Annotated in this window: 18 protein-coding genes and 2 pseudogenes; 13 read left to right on the top strand and 7 right to left on the bottom strand. The window is 65.3% G+C overall.

What is annotated here, in order from left to right; genetic code table 11:
* Window position 1 precedes the first annotated feature (1 nt).
* Complete coding sequence (locus ABIA40_RS00100; protein ID WP_404538051.1) at window positions 2–961, bottom strand: DUF3618 domain-containing protein; 960 nt, start codon at window positions 959–961, stop codon at window positions 2–4.
* A 255-nt stretch (window positions 962–1,216) separates the two neighbouring features.
* Window positions 1,217–2,379: pseudogene (locus ABIA40_RS00095) on the bottom strand (LLM class flavin-dependent oxidoreductase).
* A 232-nt stretch (window positions 2,380–2,611) separates the two neighbouring features.
* On the opposite strand from ABIA40_RS00095, the gene napE reads away from it, so the two are divergent.
* The 6 genes from napE to ABIA40_RS00065 all read left to right on the top strand — a co-directional run bounded on the left by napE (window position 2,612) and on the right by ABIA40_RS00065 (window position 8,165).
* Window positions 2,612–2,797 (top strand): periplasmic nitrate reductase, NapE protein, encoded by a 186-nt coding sequence (napE, locus tag ABIA40_RS00090; RefSeq protein WP_404538048.1) that lies wholly within the window; start codon window positions 2,612–2,614, stop codon window positions 2,795–2,797.
* A 26-nt stretch (window positions 2,798–2,823) separates the two neighbouring features.
* Window positions 2,824–3,138: a chaperone NapD gene (locus ABIA40_RS00085; protein WP_157287402.1), complete on the top strand. Its 315-nt coding sequence runs from the start codon at window positions 2,824–2,826 to the stop codon at window positions 3,136–3,138.
* A gap of 16 nt (window positions 3,139–3,154) precedes the next feature.
* A complete protein-coding gene (gene napA / locus ABIA40_RS00080) occupies window positions 3,155–5,668 on the top strand; it encodes a nitrate reductase catalytic subunit NapA (RefSeq protein ID WP_404538044.1) in 2,514 nt (837 codons plus the stop codon).
* Window positions 5,665–6,135, top strand: a complete 471-nt coding sequence (locus tag ABIA40_RS00075) for a nitrate reductase cytochrome c-type subunit (RefSeq protein ID WP_036022095.1) — start codon at window positions 5,665–5,667, stop codon at window positions 6,133–6,135. Before napA ends, ABIA40_RS00075 begins: the two co-directional genes overlap by 4 nt.
* Window positions 6,132–6,785, top strand: a complete 654-nt coding sequence (locus ABIA40_RS00070) for a NapC/NirT family cytochrome c (RefSeq protein WP_404538043.1) — start codon at window positions 6,132–6,134, stop codon at window positions 6,783–6,785. The genes ABIA40_RS00075 and ABIA40_RS00070 overlap by 4 nt, the downstream gene beginning before the upstream one ends.
* A gap of 264 nt (window positions 6,786–7,049) precedes the next feature.
* The gene (locus tag ABIA40_RS00065; protein ID WP_157287405.1) at window positions 7,050–8,165 is read left to right on the top strand and encodes an ATP-dependent RecD-like DNA helicase; all 1,116 of its coding nucleotides are present in this window, start codon (window positions 7,050–7,052) and stop codon (window positions 8,163–8,165) included.
* Between the two features lie 139 nt (window positions 8,166–8,304).
* On the opposite strand, the pseudogene ABIA40_RS00060 reads toward ABIA40_RS00065, so the two are convergent.
* A pseudogene (locus ABIA40_RS00060) lies at window positions 8,305–9,752 on the bottom strand (caspase family protein); the annotation flags it as partial.
* Between the two features lie 178 nt (window positions 9,753–9,930).
* Here ABIA40_RS00060 and msrA point away from each other — a divergent pair.
* The 4 genes from msrA to ABIA40_RS00040 all read left to right on the top strand — a co-directional run bounded on the left by msrA (window position 9,931) and on the right by ABIA40_RS00040 (window position 11,863).
* On the top strand, window positions 9,931–10,635 hold the full coding sequence (gene msrA, locus ABIA40_RS00055) for a peptide-methionine (S)-S-oxide reductase MsrA (RefSeq protein WP_157287406.1): 705 nt from the start codon (window positions 9,931–9,933) through the stop codon (window positions 10,633–10,635).
* A gap of 30 nt (window positions 10,636–10,665) precedes the next feature.
* A complete protein-coding gene (msrB, locus tag ABIA40_RS00050) occupies window positions 10,666–11,085 on the top strand; it encodes a peptide-methionine (R)-S-oxide reductase MsrB (protein WP_271541266.1) in 420 nt (139 codons plus the stop codon).
* A gap of 107 nt (window positions 11,086–11,192) precedes the next feature.
* Entirely contained in the window at window positions 11,193–11,357 is a 165-nt protein-coding gene (locus ABIA40_RS00045; RefSeq protein ID WP_271541263.1) for a DUF3309 family protein, read from the top strand.
* 212 nt (window positions 11,358–11,569) lie between these two features.
* Entirely contained in the window at window positions 11,570–11,863 is a 294-nt protein-coding gene (locus tag ABIA40_RS00040) for a hypothetical protein (RefSeq protein ID WP_024337713.1), read from the top strand.
* A gap of 239 nt (window positions 11,864–12,102) precedes the next feature.
* Here ABIA40_RS00040 and ABIA40_RS00035 read toward each other — a convergent pair whose 3' ends face one another.
* Both ABIA40_RS00035 and ABIA40_RS00030 read right to left on the bottom strand, forming a co-directional pair.
* Window positions 12,103–12,645, bottom strand: a complete 543-nt coding sequence (locus tag ABIA40_RS00035; RefSeq protein ID WP_404538037.1) for a DUF4112 domain-containing protein — start codon at window positions 12,643–12,645, stop codon at window positions 12,103–12,105.
* A gap of 58 nt (window positions 12,646–12,703) precedes the next feature.
* Window positions 12,704–13,129: a DUF5413 family protein gene (locus ABIA40_RS00030; protein ID WP_271541259.1), complete on the bottom strand. Its 426-nt coding sequence runs from the start codon at window positions 13,127–13,129 to the stop codon at window positions 12,704–12,706.
* A 156-nt stretch (window positions 13,130–13,285) separates the two neighbouring features.
* Here ABIA40_RS00030 and ABIA40_RS00025 point away from each other — a divergent pair, with 156 nt between their 5' ends.
* The 3 genes from ABIA40_RS00025 to ABIA40_RS00015 all read left to right on the top strand — a co-directional run bounded on the left by ABIA40_RS00025 (window position 13,286) and on the right by ABIA40_RS00015 (window position 14,308).
* The gene (locus ABIA40_RS00025) at window positions 13,286–13,528 is read left to right on the top strand and encodes a cysteine rich repeat-containing protein (RefSeq protein WP_157288099.1); all 243 of its coding nucleotides are present in this window, start codon (window positions 13,286–13,288) and stop codon (window positions 13,526–13,528) included.
* Window positions 13,529–13,564: 36 nt separating this feature from the next.
* Window positions 13,565–13,783 carry a hypothetical protein gene (locus tag ABIA40_RS00020; RefSeq protein WP_197963910.1) on the top strand — a complete coding sequence of 73 codons (219 nt, stop codon included), beginning with the start codon at window positions 13,565–13,567 and terminating at the stop codon, window positions 13,781–13,783.
* A 252-nt stretch (window positions 13,784–14,035) separates the two neighbouring features.
* Window positions 14,036–14,308, top strand: a complete 273-nt coding sequence (locus tag ABIA40_RS00015) for a hypothetical protein (protein ID WP_035998968.1) — start codon at window positions 14,036–14,038, stop codon at window positions 14,306–14,308.
* Window positions 14,309–14,428: 120 nt separating this feature from the next.
* Here the strand turns inward: ABIA40_RS00015 and ABIA40_RS00010 are convergent, their stop codons facing one another.
* Together ABIA40_RS00010 and ABIA40_RS00005 are read right to left on the bottom strand one after the other, a co-directional pair.
* Entirely contained in the window at window positions 14,429–16,021 is a 1,593-nt protein-coding gene (locus tag ABIA40_RS00010) for a hypothetical protein (protein ID WP_404538032.1), read from the bottom strand.
* Between the two features lie 37 nt (window positions 16,022–16,058).
* On the bottom strand, window positions 16,059–16,428 hold a 370-nt coding region (locus tag ABIA40_RS00005), incomplete at its 5' end, for an adenylosuccinate synthetase (RefSeq protein WP_404538029.1).

Raw genomic sequence — 16,428 nt, 5'->3', positions numbered from 1 at the left:
TTCAGGTGTTGGATGGAGAGGGGCTAAAGGCAGCTTTGACCAAGTCGTCCGCAGCCTCCTTCAGAGTGTCCGCCATGTTCTGCGTCATGCGGCTGGCATGGGTGCCGAGATCAGCATCGGCGACCCTTTGCGCCGCAGCATCGGCCGCCGACGTGGTGGCGTCTCTCGCGGCCTCGAACCCGGATTGCGCCGCGGCGGCAGCAGCCTGCTTCACCCCGTCGCTCGTCCGGCCCATAACCTTAGCTTCGACCTTGGTCTCGGGAAGAGCAGCCGCAATGATGGCGCCGATCGCGAGGCCCAGGCCGCCGATGAGCGCAGCATTGTCACCAATGGTCTGCCGGGCCTGGTCAGGCGCGCTCGCGGCGGCATCCCTGGTTGCATTCATGCCACTCTTGAGCTTTTCACTCGCAAAACTGGCAGCACGCGCCGCGCTCTCCCGCAGATCAGCGGCAATGCCGGCGGCCTTCTCCTGCGCGTCATCAGCCATGCCAGCGGTTCGGCTTTGCGCGGAGGACAGCGTCTCCTTGGCATCACCCTGCATCGCCCGTGCGCCCTCGGCCACCCCCTCAAGCATGTGCCCGGCTTTGTCCAAGACCGGGCCGGTGACGTCTGCAGCACGATCGCGCACCGTCTTCGAGGTCAGGGCGAGTCCTGCGCCGATCATGAGAAGTGGCAACGGCGTACCTCGCACCAACCGAAGCAACGGAACGCCCACTGCGGCGCCCGCTGCGACTGCGCGCATCGGGTTGTCCATGATCTGTTGCTTGAGCCCTTCGACCCAGCTCTGGGTCTTATGGCTGACGTATTCGGTGACTTCGGATTTGATGTGCTGCGGCGAGACTTTGTGGCGAATGTCCTCGGCGGTGTCCGATATCTGCTCCTTCAACCGTCCGACCGTCGCCGCCAGCTCGGCGCGGCTACGCTCGGACTCCCGTCTCAACTCCTCCACGGATCGTGTCATCGCGTTACCCTCTTGCTTTGTTTCTTGGATTTGAGGTCGAACTCACGCTGTGTTGAATCGTTCCTCGCGCCGCTTGGGCGCTTGCTGGGACGACGATATGCGTGAAGCAGCGCAAGGGAGAGCGACGTCGAGCGCCCAGCCATTGCTGGATGCAGAGGGTTCGAAAGGTCTGCTCCGGGTCAAAACGCCGCACTCCTGCGCGGCTCACCGCACCGGCTTCAGCGCCAGGAAGCAGGACCTGTCGTTGCTTACACGCTACCCCGCCGCCGCCTTCGCGGGGGCCACGTTGATCGCCAGCTTGCCGTAGCGATCGGTGAAGGCCTCGGTATCGATCTCTTCCAGCTCGATCTCGCCGCTCATCACGCCCTGCTTCCAGGCCGCCTGCGCCGGATCGTTCTGGAACTCCGGCATCACCTCGCGACCGAACAGCTCCAGCGACTCGCAGATATGCTCGTGGCTGTTCTTGCCGGCCTGGTTTAGCAGGATGACCTGGTCGATGTGCGAGGACTGGAAGCGCTTCAGCTTCTTGCGGATCGTCTCGGGTGAGCCGATCAGGCCGCCACGCAGCGCCGCCTCCTGGGCTTGCGGATTGTCGCGCTTCCACTTGTTGTACTCGTCCCACATGTTGACGGTGTAGGGCGCGGGGCGCTGGCGGCTCTGCGAAGCGCCGTAGAAGCGCAGCGCGAACTGGAAGAAGGTGGCGCCGTCGGCGCGGGCACGCGCCTCCTCGTCCGTCTTGGCGCACATGAAGAACGAGACCAGCGCCATGTTCGGATTGATCTCGTAGTCGGCGAGCTTGTGCAGGCGCTTGGTGATGGCGTTGTAATAGGCGTGCACCCAGGCGTGCGCGGCGTCGGCGCTGACGAACTGGAAGCCGAGCGCGCCGAAGCCATGGCGGCCGGCGCGCTCGATGGTCGGCAGCTGCGAGCAGGCCATCCACAACGGCGGGTGCGGCTTCTGCACCGGCTTCGGCACGACATTGCGCAAGGGGATGTCGAAATACTTGCCGTGATGCTCTGAGCCGGCGTCCCGAAACATCGGGAAGATCGCCGCGACCGCCTCCTCGAACACCTCCTTCTTGGTCTCCATGTCGCGGCCGAACGGCTCGAGCTCGGTGAGAGCAGATCCAGCACCGCGACACGCTCGGCGACGCGCGCCGGATGGTTGGTGGTGAGCTGGAGGATGCCGTGGCCGAGCCGGATGTTCTTCGTGCGCTGGCTTGCGGCAGCCAGGAACGATTCCGGCGAGGGCGAGTGCGAATATTCCTCGAGGAAGTGATGCTCGACCACCCAGGCATGGTCGTAGCCGAGCTTGTCGGCGAGCTCCATCTGCGAGAGCGCATTCTGATAGAGGGCGAGCTCGTCACCGGCCGCCCAGGGCCGCGGCAGCTGTAGCTCGTAGAAGATGCCGAACTTCATAGGCGTCGCTCTCCCGCTTATTGTTGTTAACGGCATCTTAGTGCGCGAGGCGACGCTGTCTACGGATGCGCAATTCCGCCACGTGGGAGACGATCCATCCTCCGGCGCAGCGAGAAGCAGCCAACCGACATTGATCCAAATCAACGCGTTGTCGGGTGGAACGTATCTAAAGTGCAGCAAGGCGACGGCCCGGATGCCGTCACGATTCCCCACAGCATTCAAGAGACCGAATATGTCGGCCCCTGACGACACGACGTCGCGCGTGCGCCGTAAGCGCATGGAGATCTTCGCCTTCCTGTTCCTGACCGCGATCGTGATGCCCGTGCTCGCGGTCGGGACCGTCGGCAGTTACGGCCTCGGCGTCTGGATCTACCAGATGTTCGCCGGCCCTCCCGGCCCGCCGCGCTCCCCGCATTGATCAGCAACCAGCGAAAGACAGGCATCATGGCTCACGCCACACTCAACCGCCGCGCCTTGATCACCGGCCGGGTGCTCAGCGCCGACCGCGTCATCGCGCCGCCGGGCGCCGAGATCGCCAGCATCATCGTGCAGGCGCGGCCCGAGCGCCTTGCCGAACTGGAAGCGGAGATCGCAGCGCTTCCCGGCTGCGAGATTCATGCCCGCGACGCGCGCGGAAAGCTCGTCGTCGTGGCTGAAGCGGCGGATGCCGGCAGCCTTGGCACCATGCTCAACACCATCCAGTCGCTGCCGAACGTCTATTCCGCAGCGCTCGTCTTCCACGCCATTGAAACCGCCTGAGTCAGGAAGAGCCATCATGACATCGCCGAAGCTCGACCGCCGCCAGATGCTCAAGCTCGAGGCTGCCGCGATCGCCGCGGCCGCCGCGGGCCTGCCGGCACCAGCGCTCGCCGCGAACCTCGCCGCCGAGCGGAAGGAGAGCGAATTGAAATGGGACAAGGCCGCCTGCCGCTTCTGCGGCACCGGCTGCTCGGTGATGGTCGCGACCAAGGACAACCGCGTCGTCGCCACCCACGGCGACATCAAGGCGGAGGTCAATCGCGGCCTCAACTGCGTCAAGGGCTACTTCCTCTCCAAGATCATGTACGGCCACGACCGCCTGACGCAGCCGATGCTGCGCAAGACGGGCGGCAAGTACGACAAGAACGGCGAGTTCACGCCCGTCACCTGGACCGAAGCCTTCGACATCATGGAGCTGAAGTGGAAGGAGGCGATCAAAAAGCGCGGGCCCAACGGCGTCGCCATGTTCGGCTCCGGCCAGTGGACGATCTGGGAAGGCTATGCGGCCTCAAAACTGTTCAAGGCCGGCTTCCGCACCAACAACATCGACCCCAATGCGCGGCACTGCATGGCCTCGGCTGTCGCCGGCATGATGCGCACCTTCGGCATCGACGAGCCGGCCGGCTGCTATGACGACATCGAGGCCACCGATGCCTTCGTGCTGTGGGGCTCCAACATGGCGGAGATGCATCCGATCCTGTGGACGCGCATCGCCGACCGCCGGCTGTCCGCACCGCATGTCCGCGTCGCCGTGCTCTCCACCTTCGAGCACCGCTCGTTCGACCTCGCCGATATCGGCATGGTGTTCAAGCCGCACACCGACCTGTACATCCTCAACGCCATCGCCAACCACATCATCAAGACCGGTCGCGTCAACAAGGACTTCGTTGCCGCGCATACCGTGTTCAAGCGCGGCCAGACCGACATCGGCTACGGCCTGCGGCCCGAGCATCCGCTGCAGAAGAAGGCGACGGGCGCGGCGAAACCCAACGACGCCACCGACATGAGCTATGACGAATTCGCCAAGTTCGTGTCGGAGTACACGCTGGAGAAAGCCGCCCAAATGTCGGGCGTGCCGCTCAACCGTCTCGAGGCGCTCGCCGAACTCTACGCCGACCCGAACACGAAGGTGGTCTCGTTCTGGACCATGGGCTTCAACCAGCACACCCGCGGCGTCTGGTGCAACAACCTCGTCTACAACATCCACCTTTTGACCGGGAAGATCTCCGCGCCCGGCAACAGCCCGTTCTCGCTGACCGGCCAGCCTTCGGCCTGCGGCACCGCGCGCGAGGTCGGCACCTTCTCGCACCGCCTGCCCGCCGACATGGTGGTGACCAACAAGAAGCATCGCGACCACACCGAGCAGATCTGGCAGCTGCCCGAGGGCACCATTCCCGACAAGCCCGGCGCGCACGCCGTGCTGCAAAGCCGGATGCTGAAGGACGGCCTGATCAACGCCTATTGGGTGCAGGTCAACAACAATCTCCAGGCCGGTCCCAATGTCAACGAGGAGATCTATCCAGGCTTCCGCAATCCCGACAATTTCATCGTGGTCTCGGATGCGTATCCAACCGTGACGGCGCTCGCCGCCGATCTGATCCTGCCCACTGCGATGTGGGTGGAGAAGGAAGGCGCCTACGGCAATGCCGAGCGGCGCACCCAGTTCTGGCACCAGCTCGTCTCCGCGCCGGGCGAGTCGAAGTCGGATCTCTGGCAACTCATGGAGTTCTCCAAACGCTTTAGAATCGAGGAGGTCTGGCCCGCCGAGCTGATCGCCAAGAAGCCGGAATATCGCGGCAAGACCCTGTTCGACGTGCTCTACAAGAATGGCCAGGTCGACAAATTCCCGGTCACCGATATCGAGCCGGGCTATGCCAACGACGAATCCAAGGCGTTCGGCTTCTACGTCCACAAGGGCCTGTTCGAGGAGTACGCCCAATTCGGCCGCGGCCATGGCCACGACCTCGCGCCGTTCGACACCTATCACCGGGAGCGCGGCCTGCGCTGGCCCGTCGTCAACGGCCAGGAGACCAAGTGGCGCTTCCGCGAAGGCAGCGATCCCTACGTCAAGCAGGGCACCAACGTGCAGTTCTACGGCCATGCCGACGGCAAGGCCCGCATCTTCGCGCTGCCCTACGAGCCGCCGGCGGAATCACCCGACAACGAATATCCCTACTGGCTCTCGACCGGCCGCGTGCTGGAGCACTGGCATTCCGGCACCATGACGCGCCGCGTCCCCGAGCTGTTCAAGGCCTTTCCCGAAGCGGTCTGCTTCATGCATCCGGACGATGCGCAGGAGGCGAAGCTCCGGCGCGGCGACGAGGTGAAGGTGGTCTCTCGCCGCGGCTTCATCCGCGCCCGCGTCGAGACGCGCGGCCGCGACCGGCCGCCGCGCGGCCTCGTCTTCGTGCCGTGGTTCGACGAATCGAAGCTGATCAACAAGGTGACGCTCGACGCCACCGATCCGATCTCGCTGCAGACCGACTTCAAGAAATGCGCCGTGCGCATCGAGCGGGTGAACATGTCATGATGAAACGATCCGCAATCATCCTGCTTGCCTTCGCGATCGCAGCGGGCACGAGCTCGCTGACGGCGCAGACCGTGAGCTCCGGCCTGCGCGGCCCGACCCCGCTCAACGACGAGGGCCCGGCGCCGCCGATGCTGCCGAACCGCAACACCTCCGAGAAGGAGGTGCGCAACTATCCGGAGCAGCCGCCCGTCATCCCGCACAATATCGACGGCTACCAGGTCGACCTCAACGGCAACAAGTGCCTGTCCTGCCATGCGCGGGCGCGCACCGCCGAGTCGCAGGCGCCGATGGTCTCGATCACGCATTTCATGGATCGCGACGGCCAGTTCCTGGCCTCGGTCTCGCCGCGCCGCTTCTTCTGCACCGAATGCCACGTGCCGCAGAACACCGCCAATCCGCCGGTCAGCAACGATTTCACCGACATCGACACGCTGCTGTCGCGCGCAAGCCCGGGTGGCCGCAGATGATGACGACTGCCGACGATCCCAACGCGGAGCTGAACGCCAAGCGCGGATTCATCGCGCGCAGCTGGGCGTTTCTGCTCGAGCTCTGGCAGGTGCTGACCCGCCCGAGCTCGGTGTTCGCGCTCGGCACCCTGGTGCTGGCCGGCTTCGTTGCCGGCGTGATCTTCTGGGGCGGCTTCAACACCGCGCTGGAAATCACCAACACCGAGAAGTTCTGCATCGGCTGTCACGAGATGAAGGACAATGTCTACGCCGAGCTGAAGTCGACCGTCCACTTCACCAACCGCTCCGGCGTGCGCGCGACCTGCCCGGACTGCCACGTGCCGCACAACTGGACCGACAAGATCGCGCGCAAGATGCAGGCCTCCAAGGAGGTCTGGGGCAAGATCTTCGGCACGATCGACACTCGCGAGAAATTCCAGGACCACCGGCTCGAGCTCGCCGCGCACGAATGGGCGCGCTTCAAGGCCAATGATTCCCTGGAATGCCGCAACTGCCATAGCGCCGATTCCATGGACATCACCAAGCAGTCGCCGCGGGCCTCGGTGGCGCACCAGCGCTTCCTCTTCACCAAGGAAAAGACCTGCATCGACTGCCACAAGGGCATCGCTCACCAGCTGCCCGACATGCGCGGCGTTCCCGGCTGGCAGTAGGGTTTGGCGACGCCTGAGTGAACGCCTCGTCCTTCGAGACGGCTGCTTCGCAGCCTCCTCAGGATGAGGCTGAGCGGCATCGCGCCCGCCGAAACTGCCGCCGCGCACTCTGTCCTCATCCTGAGGGCCCGCCAAGGCGGGCGTCTCGAAGGATGGCCGCGAGAACGGCCTTGAAATGCGATCGCCCTGCGCTTGAACCGTTGGGGCGAATGGTTAGTTTGAGGGAAGGCGAATCGCCTCATTCGCCGCTCCCTCAAGACAGACATGGCCACTTTCACCCCGCATCAGGATGCTGCGCTCAAGGCCGTCGGCGACTGGCTCAAGGCCAAGCCGGGACGGGGCGGCACGCCGCCGGTGTTCCGCCTGTTCGGCTTTGCCGGCACCGGCAAGACCACGTTGGCGCGGCACATCGCCGAGGGCGTCGACGGCGAGGTGAAGTTCGCCGCCTTCACCGGCAAGGCGGCCCTCGTCATGCGCAACAAGGGCTGCGACGGCGCCTCCACCATCCATTCGCTGATCTACCGCGCCCGCGAATCCGGCGAGGAGCAGCCGAGCTTCGAATTGTGGGACGATGCGCCGGCCTCGAAGGCGAAGCTGATCGTGATCGACGAATGCTCGATGGTCGATGCCGAATTGGGGCGCGACCTGATGTCGTTCGACTGCCCGCTGCTGGTGCTCGGCGATCCCGCGCAGTTGCCCCCGATCCAGGGCGGCGGCTTCTTCACCAATTCCGAGCCGGATGCGATGCTGACCGAGGTGCATCGCCAAGCCCAGGACGATCCGATCGTGCGGATGTCGATGGACGTGCGCGAGGGCCGCGAGCTCGACATCGGTCGCTATGGCGAGAGCGAGGTCGTCTCGCGCAAGGAGCTCGATCCCGATCGCGTCATGGGCGCCGACCAGATCCTGGTCGGCCGCAACAACACCCGCCGCGCCTACAACATGCGGGTACGCCAGCGCCAGAATATCGAGGACCAGTTCCCGGTCGCCGGCGACAAGCTGGTGTGCCTGCGCAACAACCGCAAGAAGGGCCTGTTCAATGGCGGCCTGTGGCGCGTCAAGTCGCGCAACACCTCGCGCTCGAAATCGCGCATCCTCTCGATGCGGCTATCGCCGGACGAGGATTTCGGCCACAAGGTGACCAAGGTCTCGGTGCGTGCGGACTGCTTCGAGGGCGGGGTCGAGCAGATCGCCTGGGAGCAGCGCAAGCCCTATGACGAATTCGACTACGGCTACGTCCTGACCGTGCACAAATCGCAGGGCTCGCAATGGGACGACGTCGTGCTGTTCGACGAGAGTTTTGCGTTTCAGGATTCGCGAGCACGGTGGCTCTATACCGGCATCACGCGGGCGGCTAAACGGCTGAGTATCGTCGTCTAGAGCGCCGCTGCCGTAGGGTGGGTTAGCCGAAGGCGTAACCCACCTCCTTAGTTTCGGCGGCGACAGAAGTGGTGGGTTACGCCGAGTGATTGCGCTTCGCGCAATCACTCGGCTAACCCACCCTACAACCCGAGCCTCCTCACCTCCCCGCAACGAAGTAAAAATCTTCCCGCCCCGGCGGCGAGCCGTAGGTGAACGGCTGCTGCGCGTGCTGGGTCGCGGCCCAGACGTCGTCGCGGACGATGTCGAACAATTTTCGGATCTCGACGCGCGGCTGCTTGATCTCGCGCGCGAGCGCGGTGGCGAACGGGCTGTTGGGGCTACCATCGCCATCCATCGCGGTCTGGCCGTGCTTGGCGGCGTAGACGACCATGAAGCCGGCACCGGGCTCGATGTTGGAAAAGCCCTTCTCGACCAGCTTCAGCGACAGCGTGCGCTGCATGGCCGGCGCGAACGGATTGTCGCGGCAGGCATCGAGGACGACGAGACGCACTTTTCGCGCCGCCCCGACCGCGGCGATCACCTGCTCGAGCGCGACGGCCTCGGTCTCGGCGTCCTTGTCGGCGGTGAGCTTGGCGTCGACCGGAACGAGATAGTTCACCCCGCCGATCTCGAAACCATGGCCGGCATAATAGACCATGGCCCAATCGGCCTTTTCCGCTTCCTCGGCGAAGGCCTTCAGCGTCTGGAAGAACGCATCGCGGGTGAGGTCCCTGGTGTCCATCACGGTCTGGAAGCCGAGGTCGCGCAGCACGCCCGCGATCAGCTTCGAGTCGCGCGGCGGATTGGGCAACGCATGGACGTTCTTGTAGGCCCCGTTGCCGACCACCAGCGCGACGCGACGGTCGGTCGTCGCGCTCGCCGCCTCCTTCGGCGTCAGGGCGGCGAGCCGCTCCTGCGCGATGGCGCGGGCGCGCGCAACCTCGGTCTCGTCGAACCTCGTCAGCGAATAGGCGGCGGCGCGATAATCGGCGCGGGCCTGCGCGAGATCCTTCCTGCGCTCGTAGATCTGGCCGCGGCCGGAATGGGCGCGGACATTGTTCGGGTTGATCTGGATGACCGTGTTGTAATCCTTCAGCGCCGCGTCGAGATCGCCCTTCATCATGTTGACGTCGGCGCGGTTGTTGATCACGAACGCGCGTTCCTGGGCTGCTTCTCGATCAGGCCATTGCAATCGGCCAGGGCGCGGTCGAACTTGCCCGTCATGCCGTAGGTGATGCAGCGGTTGCCGGCGATCTGCGGCGCAGCCGCATCAATCTTCTCGGCCTCGGCGAAATCGGCGATGGCGCCGTCGAAATCCTTCATCAGCGTGCGCGCGCGGGCGCGATTGGTCCAGGCGAGCAGGAATTTCGGCGTGTACTTGATCGACAGGCTGAAATCGTCGATCGCGCTCTGCAGCGCGCCGCGGCGCGCGTGGATGACGCCGCGGTTGTTGTAGGGAACGCCATAGGCCGGGCGTTTCCGGAGCGCGAGGTTGTAGTCGGCCATCGCGAGATCCTCCTGCCCGCTCCGCTCATAGGCGAGGCCGCGCAGGTTGAGCGCGACGACGTTGCCGGGATCGAGGTCGATGGCCATGGACAGCGTCTCCGCATCCCGCCAAGCCGGCCGGTCGCCGCGCCGACCGCGTCCTCACGGTCTCGTGTCCGCCCCGGCGTAACAATCTGCGGTACGGCCCGTATCTCGGATGATGCGAAAACGCGGCCGGGCAGGCTGTTCGCCCGGTCCCGAACGCCCTAGACTGTCAGCCCTTCCGAAAGAGGATGCCATGCGCCGAACCGCCCTCGCCACCCTGCTCGCCGCAACCACCGCCCTGACGCTGGCTTTCGTGATGCCGTCGCGGGCCGCGGAGGAGGCGGTCGTGATCCCAGCCCCTACATTGGACGCGGCACCCGCGAGCGGCGTCCAGACCGCCGTGCTCGCCGGCGGCTGCTTCTGGGGCGTGCAAGGCGTCTTCCAGCACACCGCAGGCGTGGTCAACGCGGTCTCCGGCTATGCCGGCGGCACCAAGGCGACCGCCGACTACAAGACCGTGTCGAGCGGCCGCTCCGGCCATGCCGAGGTGGTCGAGATCAAGTACGACCCGAAGAAGATCTCCTACGGCAAGATCCTCCAGATCTACTTCTCGGTGGTGCACGACCCGACCCAGCTCAACCGCCAGGGTCCCGACGTCGGCCCGCAATATCGCTCGGCCATCTTCACCACGTCGGATGAGCAGAAGAAGGTCGCGGAGGCCTATATCGCCCAGCTCAACGGCGCCAAGGTGTTCAACAAGCCGATCGTGACCAAGATCGGCGCGCTGGAGGCGTTCTATCCGGCGGAGGCCTATCACCAGGACTATATGACGTTGCACCCGAACCAGCCCTACATCGCCTTCAACGACATTCCGAAGGTCGAGAACCTGAAAAAGCTGTTCGCGGATAATTACATCGAGAAGCCGACGCTGGTTAATGCCGGCAAGGCGACCAACTGATCGCGAGATCACCAAAGCAACGGGAGACCCATGCCCGACACCAAGACGAAAACGACCGACGACAAGGTCATCAAGAGTGAAGAGCAGTGGCGGCGCGAGCTGACGCCAATGCAATACGCCGTGCTGCGCGAGAAGGCGACCGAGCGTCCCTTCTCGGGCGAATATGAGCACGACCACCGTGCCGGCACCTACGTCTGCGCCGGCTGCGGCAATGTGCTGTTCGAGTCGGATGCCAAGTTCGATTCCGGCTGCGGCTGGCCGAGCTTCACCCAACCCGCAGTCGAGAGCCACATCGACGAGGAGCGGGACACCAGCCACGGCATGATCCGCACCGAGGTGCTCTGCTCCAAATGCAGCGGCCATCTCGGCCACGTCTTCCCCGACGGCCCCGGGCCGACCGGCCTGCGCTACTGCATCAATTCCGCGGCCCTGAAGCTCGAGCCCAAATAACCCAAGCCCGCCGCCGGGTTCCCCCGTGGAACCCGGCGGCGTGATGTGCTTTTCTGCTCTGGCGGTGCGCCGATCATCGCATTTCGGTGGCCGCCAGGGAGGATGCCATGGCGCTTGGGACCATCCTGATCATCCTGGTGATCATCTATCTCGTCGGCGGCCTGTCCGGCCGGTTCGGCGGCTACGGCTATGGCCTTGGCCATTCCGGTATCGGGATCGGCGGGGTCGTGCTGGTGATCCTGGTCGTGCTGCTGCTTCTCGACAAAGTTTAAGTCATATAAGCCTTTGAAATATCGATAAGTTTCGTCTCCGCGGGGCTGCCATGCGCTGATTCATCATCTCGCATCGCGGGGGTCGCATTTTTGTCAAATCGGCCTATATTAGAGAGCGACAATGACATGCGGCGGGCCCGCTCGATTGCGGCCCCTGCCCTCCCCAACCCCACGCGCTTAAAGCCCCAGAGAAGATCACGAGGTCTTTGACCATGCGTCCACTGCGTCCGTTCAACTTCAACACCTCCGCCGAGCTCTTCCCCGCCGCCATCCGCAAGAAGAAGCGCGCGGGCTTCACCTATCGGCGGTTCGGCACTGCGGCCGAGGCCGTGCAGTTCGCGATGGAGCAGTTGCCGACGGACTCGCTGAACGGCGCCTATCTCCAGGTCGAGGAAGCGCGCTTCGACCAGAACGGCATCCGCTCGCTGTACGAGAGCGATGCCTTCCCGCTGCCCCGCCGGCCCAAGCCGGCCCCGGCCGCGGAGACCGACGCCGACGCGGCGTAAGCTTTCGCAACAAGTTCGATGTGCGCAGAAGGCGCGATGGCCGAAAGGTCGTCGCGCCTTTTGTGTTTTGGGGGCTTTCTCACCCGCTATCTCTCATCCGTCATTGCGAGCGCAGCGAAGCAATCCAGCGTCCCTCCGCGGCAAGATTCTGGATTGCTTCGCTGCGCTCGCAATGACGACTCTGGGAGATGGAGCGCATTGTCGACCAGTCGGACTCGCGGCGAGCGCTCTCAGCCAGGCTACATCCGCGGCTGCTTTTCCAGCCAGCGCTGGAGCAGGCGGACGTTGCGCGTGTTGGCGCGGAACATGACGTCGAAGGCGTCGCCCGCGAACGGGACCAGGCCAACCACGCCGTCGACCGCGACATTGCCGAGCATGCGCGCCGTGATGTGCCAGGGCGCGCCCAGCGCGCGGGCTTCGCGCACCAGCCACAGCGAGATCGCGGTGGTGATGATGTCGCCGACGACGGGAATCAATCCGATCAGCCCGTCGATGCCGTAGCGGATGTTGGTGCCGGGCAGGATGAAGGCGACGTCGAGCAGCTTGGCGATCGCCTCGAGCCGCGCGATCCGCTGCTCGCGCGTCAGATTGCCGAACGGGCTGCCTTGACCGAACTCGAAACGAAACTCGCGAAATCCGTGCTCCAGGCTTTCCGGCCTGATCTCGTGGCCGTCCTGGTCGATGATCGGGCCGCGCCCCTCGTCGCGCGAGAAGCGCGCATGCGAGCCGCTCCCGGAACGGGATTTGCGCGGAGCGAGGATGTCGTCGTCTTGCATGGCCATGGCCTTCAGTGAACGCGCCAGCGCGGCGGAGGTTGCGGCCGCGCCCGAACGCCGCGCGTCAGGTCGGCACCGGCACGGCTTGCGGCTCCTCGACGTAGCGATGCACCAGCCAGGATGAAATCACCGCCGGCACGAAACCGACGAGCCCGTACAGGATGATCTGCACCGCGCCCGAATCCGGCCCGCGCGAGCTGTGAGTGAGCGAGGCCAGAGCGAAGGCGAACAGGCCGACCAGGAGCATCCGCAAGACCGGCCCGATCCGGCGGATGTGGATCAGGATGTCATCGACTGCGCCGATCATCAGCGCAGGCAAGAACCCGAACAGGTAGCTGTATTGGAGCGTCTTGAAGAACACCGCGAACAGCTTGCCGACCTCGCCGAGGTTGGTCTGGGCCCAATAGCCGGACTGGTAGGTCGTCGTCAGCAGCAGCAGGAACCCGCCGATGAATGGGACGACCAGCGCAAATACCAGATAGCGTTTCATCAAGCACCTCACACTCTGCAGGCGTTATAGCAGCGCAGCGGGAACCTTGAACAGCGGGCGCCGGGCTCCTCAAGGGGAACAAGTGGCAAGGCGATGAGTTCATGCTGGACTGAATTCAACCCTGGCAGTTCAACCCCTGGCAGACTGGAGCCGCCGATGGCCCGCAAATTCTTTCTGGCGACGATCGCGCTGGCGGCCCTGAGCAGCCTGCCGACGGCACCCGCGCTGGCCCAAGGTCATATGGGCACGCCACAGGAGCGGCAGGCTTGCACGCGCGATGCGCAGCGCTTCTGCCGCAAGGACCTCGGCAATGACGGGGCAGTGCAGAGCTGCTTGCAAGCCAACCGGGGCAAGCTGTCGAAGTCCTGCAGCAAGGTGTTTCAGAGCCACGGCATGTGAGGACGAACCCATACCCCGCGAACGGAGAGTGACGCCATGTTGCACGACGAAGAACTCTCGATCCTGCGGGACATCAGCCAGTCCGTTGCCTTTGCCGACGACCGGCAGGGCAAGATGGGGCAATTGATCGCCGACGGCTACGTGATGAAGGACGGCGATCTGTTCGAGCTGACGCCCAAGGGCGTGACCGCTGTCGAGGAGCACGCCGCCGCTCTCGGCGCGAGCGACGCGGAACAAGCGTCTCCGATCGGCTGATCTGATCGCGCGACGTGACTGGCGTGCAACAATTGCGAATTCCTTTGTGCCGGCCATTGCGGGCGCGTGACAATGGCGCATACTTCGCTCGGGCGGCGCAGCACTTTCGATTCGAGCATCAAGAAGTCGAGCGACCACACGCGGGATCGAAGCTCCCGACGTGAAGGCTGCGACATGCGGCAGATCAAGCCGCGTGCGGCGCCCCAAAACCAAGCGGCTCAAGCCTTAAGGGAACTCGGGGATCCATTCCACATGACACGCCTTCAGACCATCGCTTCGCTCTTCGCAGTCGCCACCACCTTCGCTCTCCAGACCTCGCCCAGTCTCGCCTTCACGCAAGAAGCACAGCAGATGTGCTCGGGTGACGCCATGCGGCTGTGCTCCAGCGAGATTCCCGACATCCCGCGGATCACCGCCTGCATGGTGCGGAACAAGGCGCAGGTCAGCCCCGGCTGCCGCGCCGTGATGGACCGCCAGCACGCCGCCGCCGCGGCATCGCGCAAGCGGGAAGCCGCGGCGCAGTAGTCCTCTCGGACGTCATTCCGGGGGTGCGAAGCACGAGCCCGGAATCGATCGCGCGGCATGTGACGCGGTGAAATGGATTCCGGGTTCGCGCTACCCGCGCCCCGGAATGACAGAAGAACCTCAGTCGCCCCACTGCGCGAAGGCGTCGTTGAAGGCGCGCTCGCCGGGGGCGCCCTTCTCGATGGCGATGATGGCGCGGCGCTGGTTGGCGTAGACCAGCGGCACGTCGAACCAGGAGCGCTCCTTCAGGAGCTGGACGTTGCGGGCGCGGTCGGCGTCGACATTGGAGAGGCCGACCAGGAAGAACCCGTCGGTGACCTTGACCGCGAGGCCGGCGAGCGGCGTGCCGCGGGCCTGCTCGTTCGACTTCATCAAGATGCCCGGCACGTTGGAGACGCTGCCGCCGGGGAAATCCTGCGGCAGGATGAAGGTCAGTTCCGCCGTGTGGCTCGCCGGCAACGAGGAATCGGTGTTGCGGCGGAACGACATCGTCATCTTGAACTTGCGGTCGGGAATCTCGATGTCGGCGCGCACGGCGACGTCGGCCTTCTGGTTGCCCGAGGCCTTGATCGGCTCGAGCCGCCACACCACCGAGCCGACATATTGCTTGCCCTTCGGATCGGACGGATCCTCGTCGTAGAGCACGACCTTCTGCGCCACCGGCGCGACCGGCTGGTCCGCCGAGGGCTGACCGACGCGATCGGGAATCTTGGGCTTGCTCTGCGGCTGCGCCGGGGTCGTCGGCGTATCCGCAACTTGCGTCGCGGACGGCTTGAGAAAGCCGTTGACGATCTGGACCAGCTGCTTGCCCCAGAGGATGCCGGCACCAACCAGGATGAGCACGATGCCGACGGCAATCGCGCTCTTGAACGGAAAGGCGGAGCCGGTGCGGGCGCGCTTCTTGACGTCGCGATCGGGGGCGATGCGCGGACGCGGCGACGGCGGCTGCGGCGTGTAGCGCTCGGCCTCCTCGATCGACTCGTCATAGGAATAGGGCGCTTCGGTCTCACCGGCGCGGTTTTCCAGGCTCGGCTCCAGCCGGTCGAATTCCGGCGAGGGCGAGGGCACGTTGGCGTAGGTGCGGCGCGCGGCGCGGCTGGCCTGCGCGGCGGCACCGCCGAGATCGTTGGCGTCGGCCGTGATGTCGCGGAAGCCGCGCACGCCGGGTGAGGACGGCAGCGGCGGCGGGGGGCCGACCTCGGGCGGACGCCGCCCACCCTGGCGATCGCGGCCGGCCGGCGGCTCCGGCGGCGGCGGGGCGGAGGGGCTAGGTGGGCGCGGGGCGTCGAAACGGGGTGCGCGTGGCGGCCGCGGGGCCTCGCCCTGGTCATCGACATTGAAGGACGGGCGGTCGGCGCGCGGCGGAGTCGGGGCCGGACGCGTGCGCGGCGGCACTGCTGCCGGGTTACCCTCGGTGGCACGGGTGCTGGCGCGGCGGAAGGCATCGCCGCTCGAGCCGGAGCGGGCGCCGCCACCGGGACGCGAGGCCTCGCGGGCTCGCTGGGCGGCCTCCGATTCGACCTTGCGGACCGCCTCCTCGAGCGACAGCCGTTCCCGGGTGATCTCGGATTCGGAGAGCGGCGGCTGCACACTGCGCAGTTGCGCGATCAGGGCCGTGCGCGCCCGCTCATAGAGCGCGCGACGGCTTTCGCCGGGAGCGTTGGGGTCCAGGGCGGCAATAGCGCGGGCGATCAGCGGATAGTAATCAGCCATTTCTACTCAACTATACGCGCGTCCCGGTAAGATATCGTTAAGCCTCAAACGGATTTTGCACCAGGATAGTATCTTCGCGTTCCGGGCTGGTGGAAAGCAGCGCGACCGGACATCCCACCAATTCCTCGATCCGCCGGACATATTTGATGGCCTGCGCCGGCAGGTCGGCCCAGGACCGCGCATTGGCGGTCGGCTCCTTCCAGCCCTCGATGGTCTCGTAGATCGGCTCGACCCGGCTTTGCGCGCCCTCGCCGGCCGGGAAATGGTCGATCTCCTTGCCGTCGAGCTTGTAGCCGGTGCAGACCTCGATCGAATCGAAGCCGTCGAGGATGTCGAGCTTGGTCAGCGCCAGGCCATTGATGCCGCAGGTCCGGACCGCCTGGCGGACCAGCACGGCGTCGAACCAG

The organism is Bradyrhizobium sp. USDA 223 (genome assembly GCF_044909005.1).
GTDB lineage: Bacteria > Pseudomonadota > Alphaproteobacteria > Rhizobiales > Xanthobacteraceae > Bradyrhizobium > Bradyrhizobium yuanmingense.
This window is presented reverse-complemented; position numbering and strand designations above follow the sequence as displayed.

Excerpts from the sequence above, each read along its gene's own strand:
- ABIA40_RS00100 (WP_404538051.1), bottom strand. The coding sequence starts at position 961 with ATGACACGATCCGTGGAGGAGTTGAGACGGGAGTCCGAGCGTAGCCGC.
- napE (WP_404538048.1), top strand. The coding sequence starts at position 2,612 with ATGTCGGCCCCTGACGACACGACGTCGCGCGTGCGCCGTAAGCGCATG.
- ABIA40_RS00085 (WP_157287402.1), top strand. The coding sequence starts at position 2,824 with ATGGCTCACGCCACACTCAACCGCCGCGCCTTGATCACCGGCCGGGTG.
- napA (WP_404538044.1), top strand. The coding sequence starts at position 3,155 with ATGACATCGCCGAAGCTCGACCGCCGCCAGATGCTCAAGCTCGAGGCT.
- ABIA40_RS00075 (WP_036022095.1), top strand. The coding sequence starts at position 5,665 with ATGATGAAACGATCCGCAATCATCCTGCTTGCCTTCGCGATCGCAGCG.
- ABIA40_RS00070 (WP_404538043.1), top strand. The coding sequence starts at position 6,132 with ATGATGACGACTGCCGACGATCCCAACGCGGAGCTGAACGCCAAGCGC.
- ABIA40_RS00065 (WP_157287405.1), top strand. The coding sequence starts at position 7,050 with ATGGCCACTTTCACCCCGCATCAGGATGCTGCGCTCAAGGCCGTCGGC.
- msrA (WP_157287406.1), top strand. The coding sequence starts at position 9,931 with ATGCGCCGAACCGCCCTCGCCACCCTGCTCGCCGCAACCACCGCCCTG.
- msrB (WP_271541266.1), top strand. The coding sequence starts at position 10,666 with ATGCCCGACACCAAGACGAAAACGACCGACGACAAGGTCATCAAGAGT.
- ABIA40_RS00045 (WP_271541263.1), top strand. The coding sequence starts at position 11,193 with ATGGCGCTTGGGACCATCCTGATCATCCTGGTGATCATCTATCTCGTC.
- ABIA40_RS00040 (WP_024337713.1), top strand. The coding sequence starts at position 11,570 with ATGCGTCCACTGCGTCCGTTCAACTTCAACACCTCCGCCGAGCTCTTC.
- ABIA40_RS00035 (WP_404538037.1), bottom strand. The coding sequence starts at position 12,645 with ATGGCCATGCAAGACGACGACATCCTCGCTCCGCGCAAATCCCGTTCC.
- ABIA40_RS00030 (WP_271541259.1), bottom strand. The coding sequence starts at position 13,129 with ATGAAACGCTATCTGGTATTTGCGCTGGTCGTCCCATTCATCGGCGGG.
- ABIA40_RS00025 (WP_157288099.1), top strand. The coding sequence starts at position 13,286 with ATGGCCCGCAAATTCTTTCTGGCGACGATCGCGCTGGCGGCCCTGAGC.
- ABIA40_RS00020 (WP_197963910.1), top strand. The coding sequence starts at position 13,565 with ATGTTGCACGACGAAGAACTCTCGATCCTGCGGGACATCAGCCAGTCC.
- ABIA40_RS00015 (WP_035998968.1), top strand. The coding sequence starts at position 14,036 with ATGACACGCCTTCAGACCATCGCTTCGCTCTTCGCAGTCGCCACCACC.
- ABIA40_RS00010 (WP_404538032.1), bottom strand. The coding sequence starts at position 16,021 with ATGGCTGATTACTATCCGCTGATCGCCCGCGCTATTGCCGCCCTGGAC.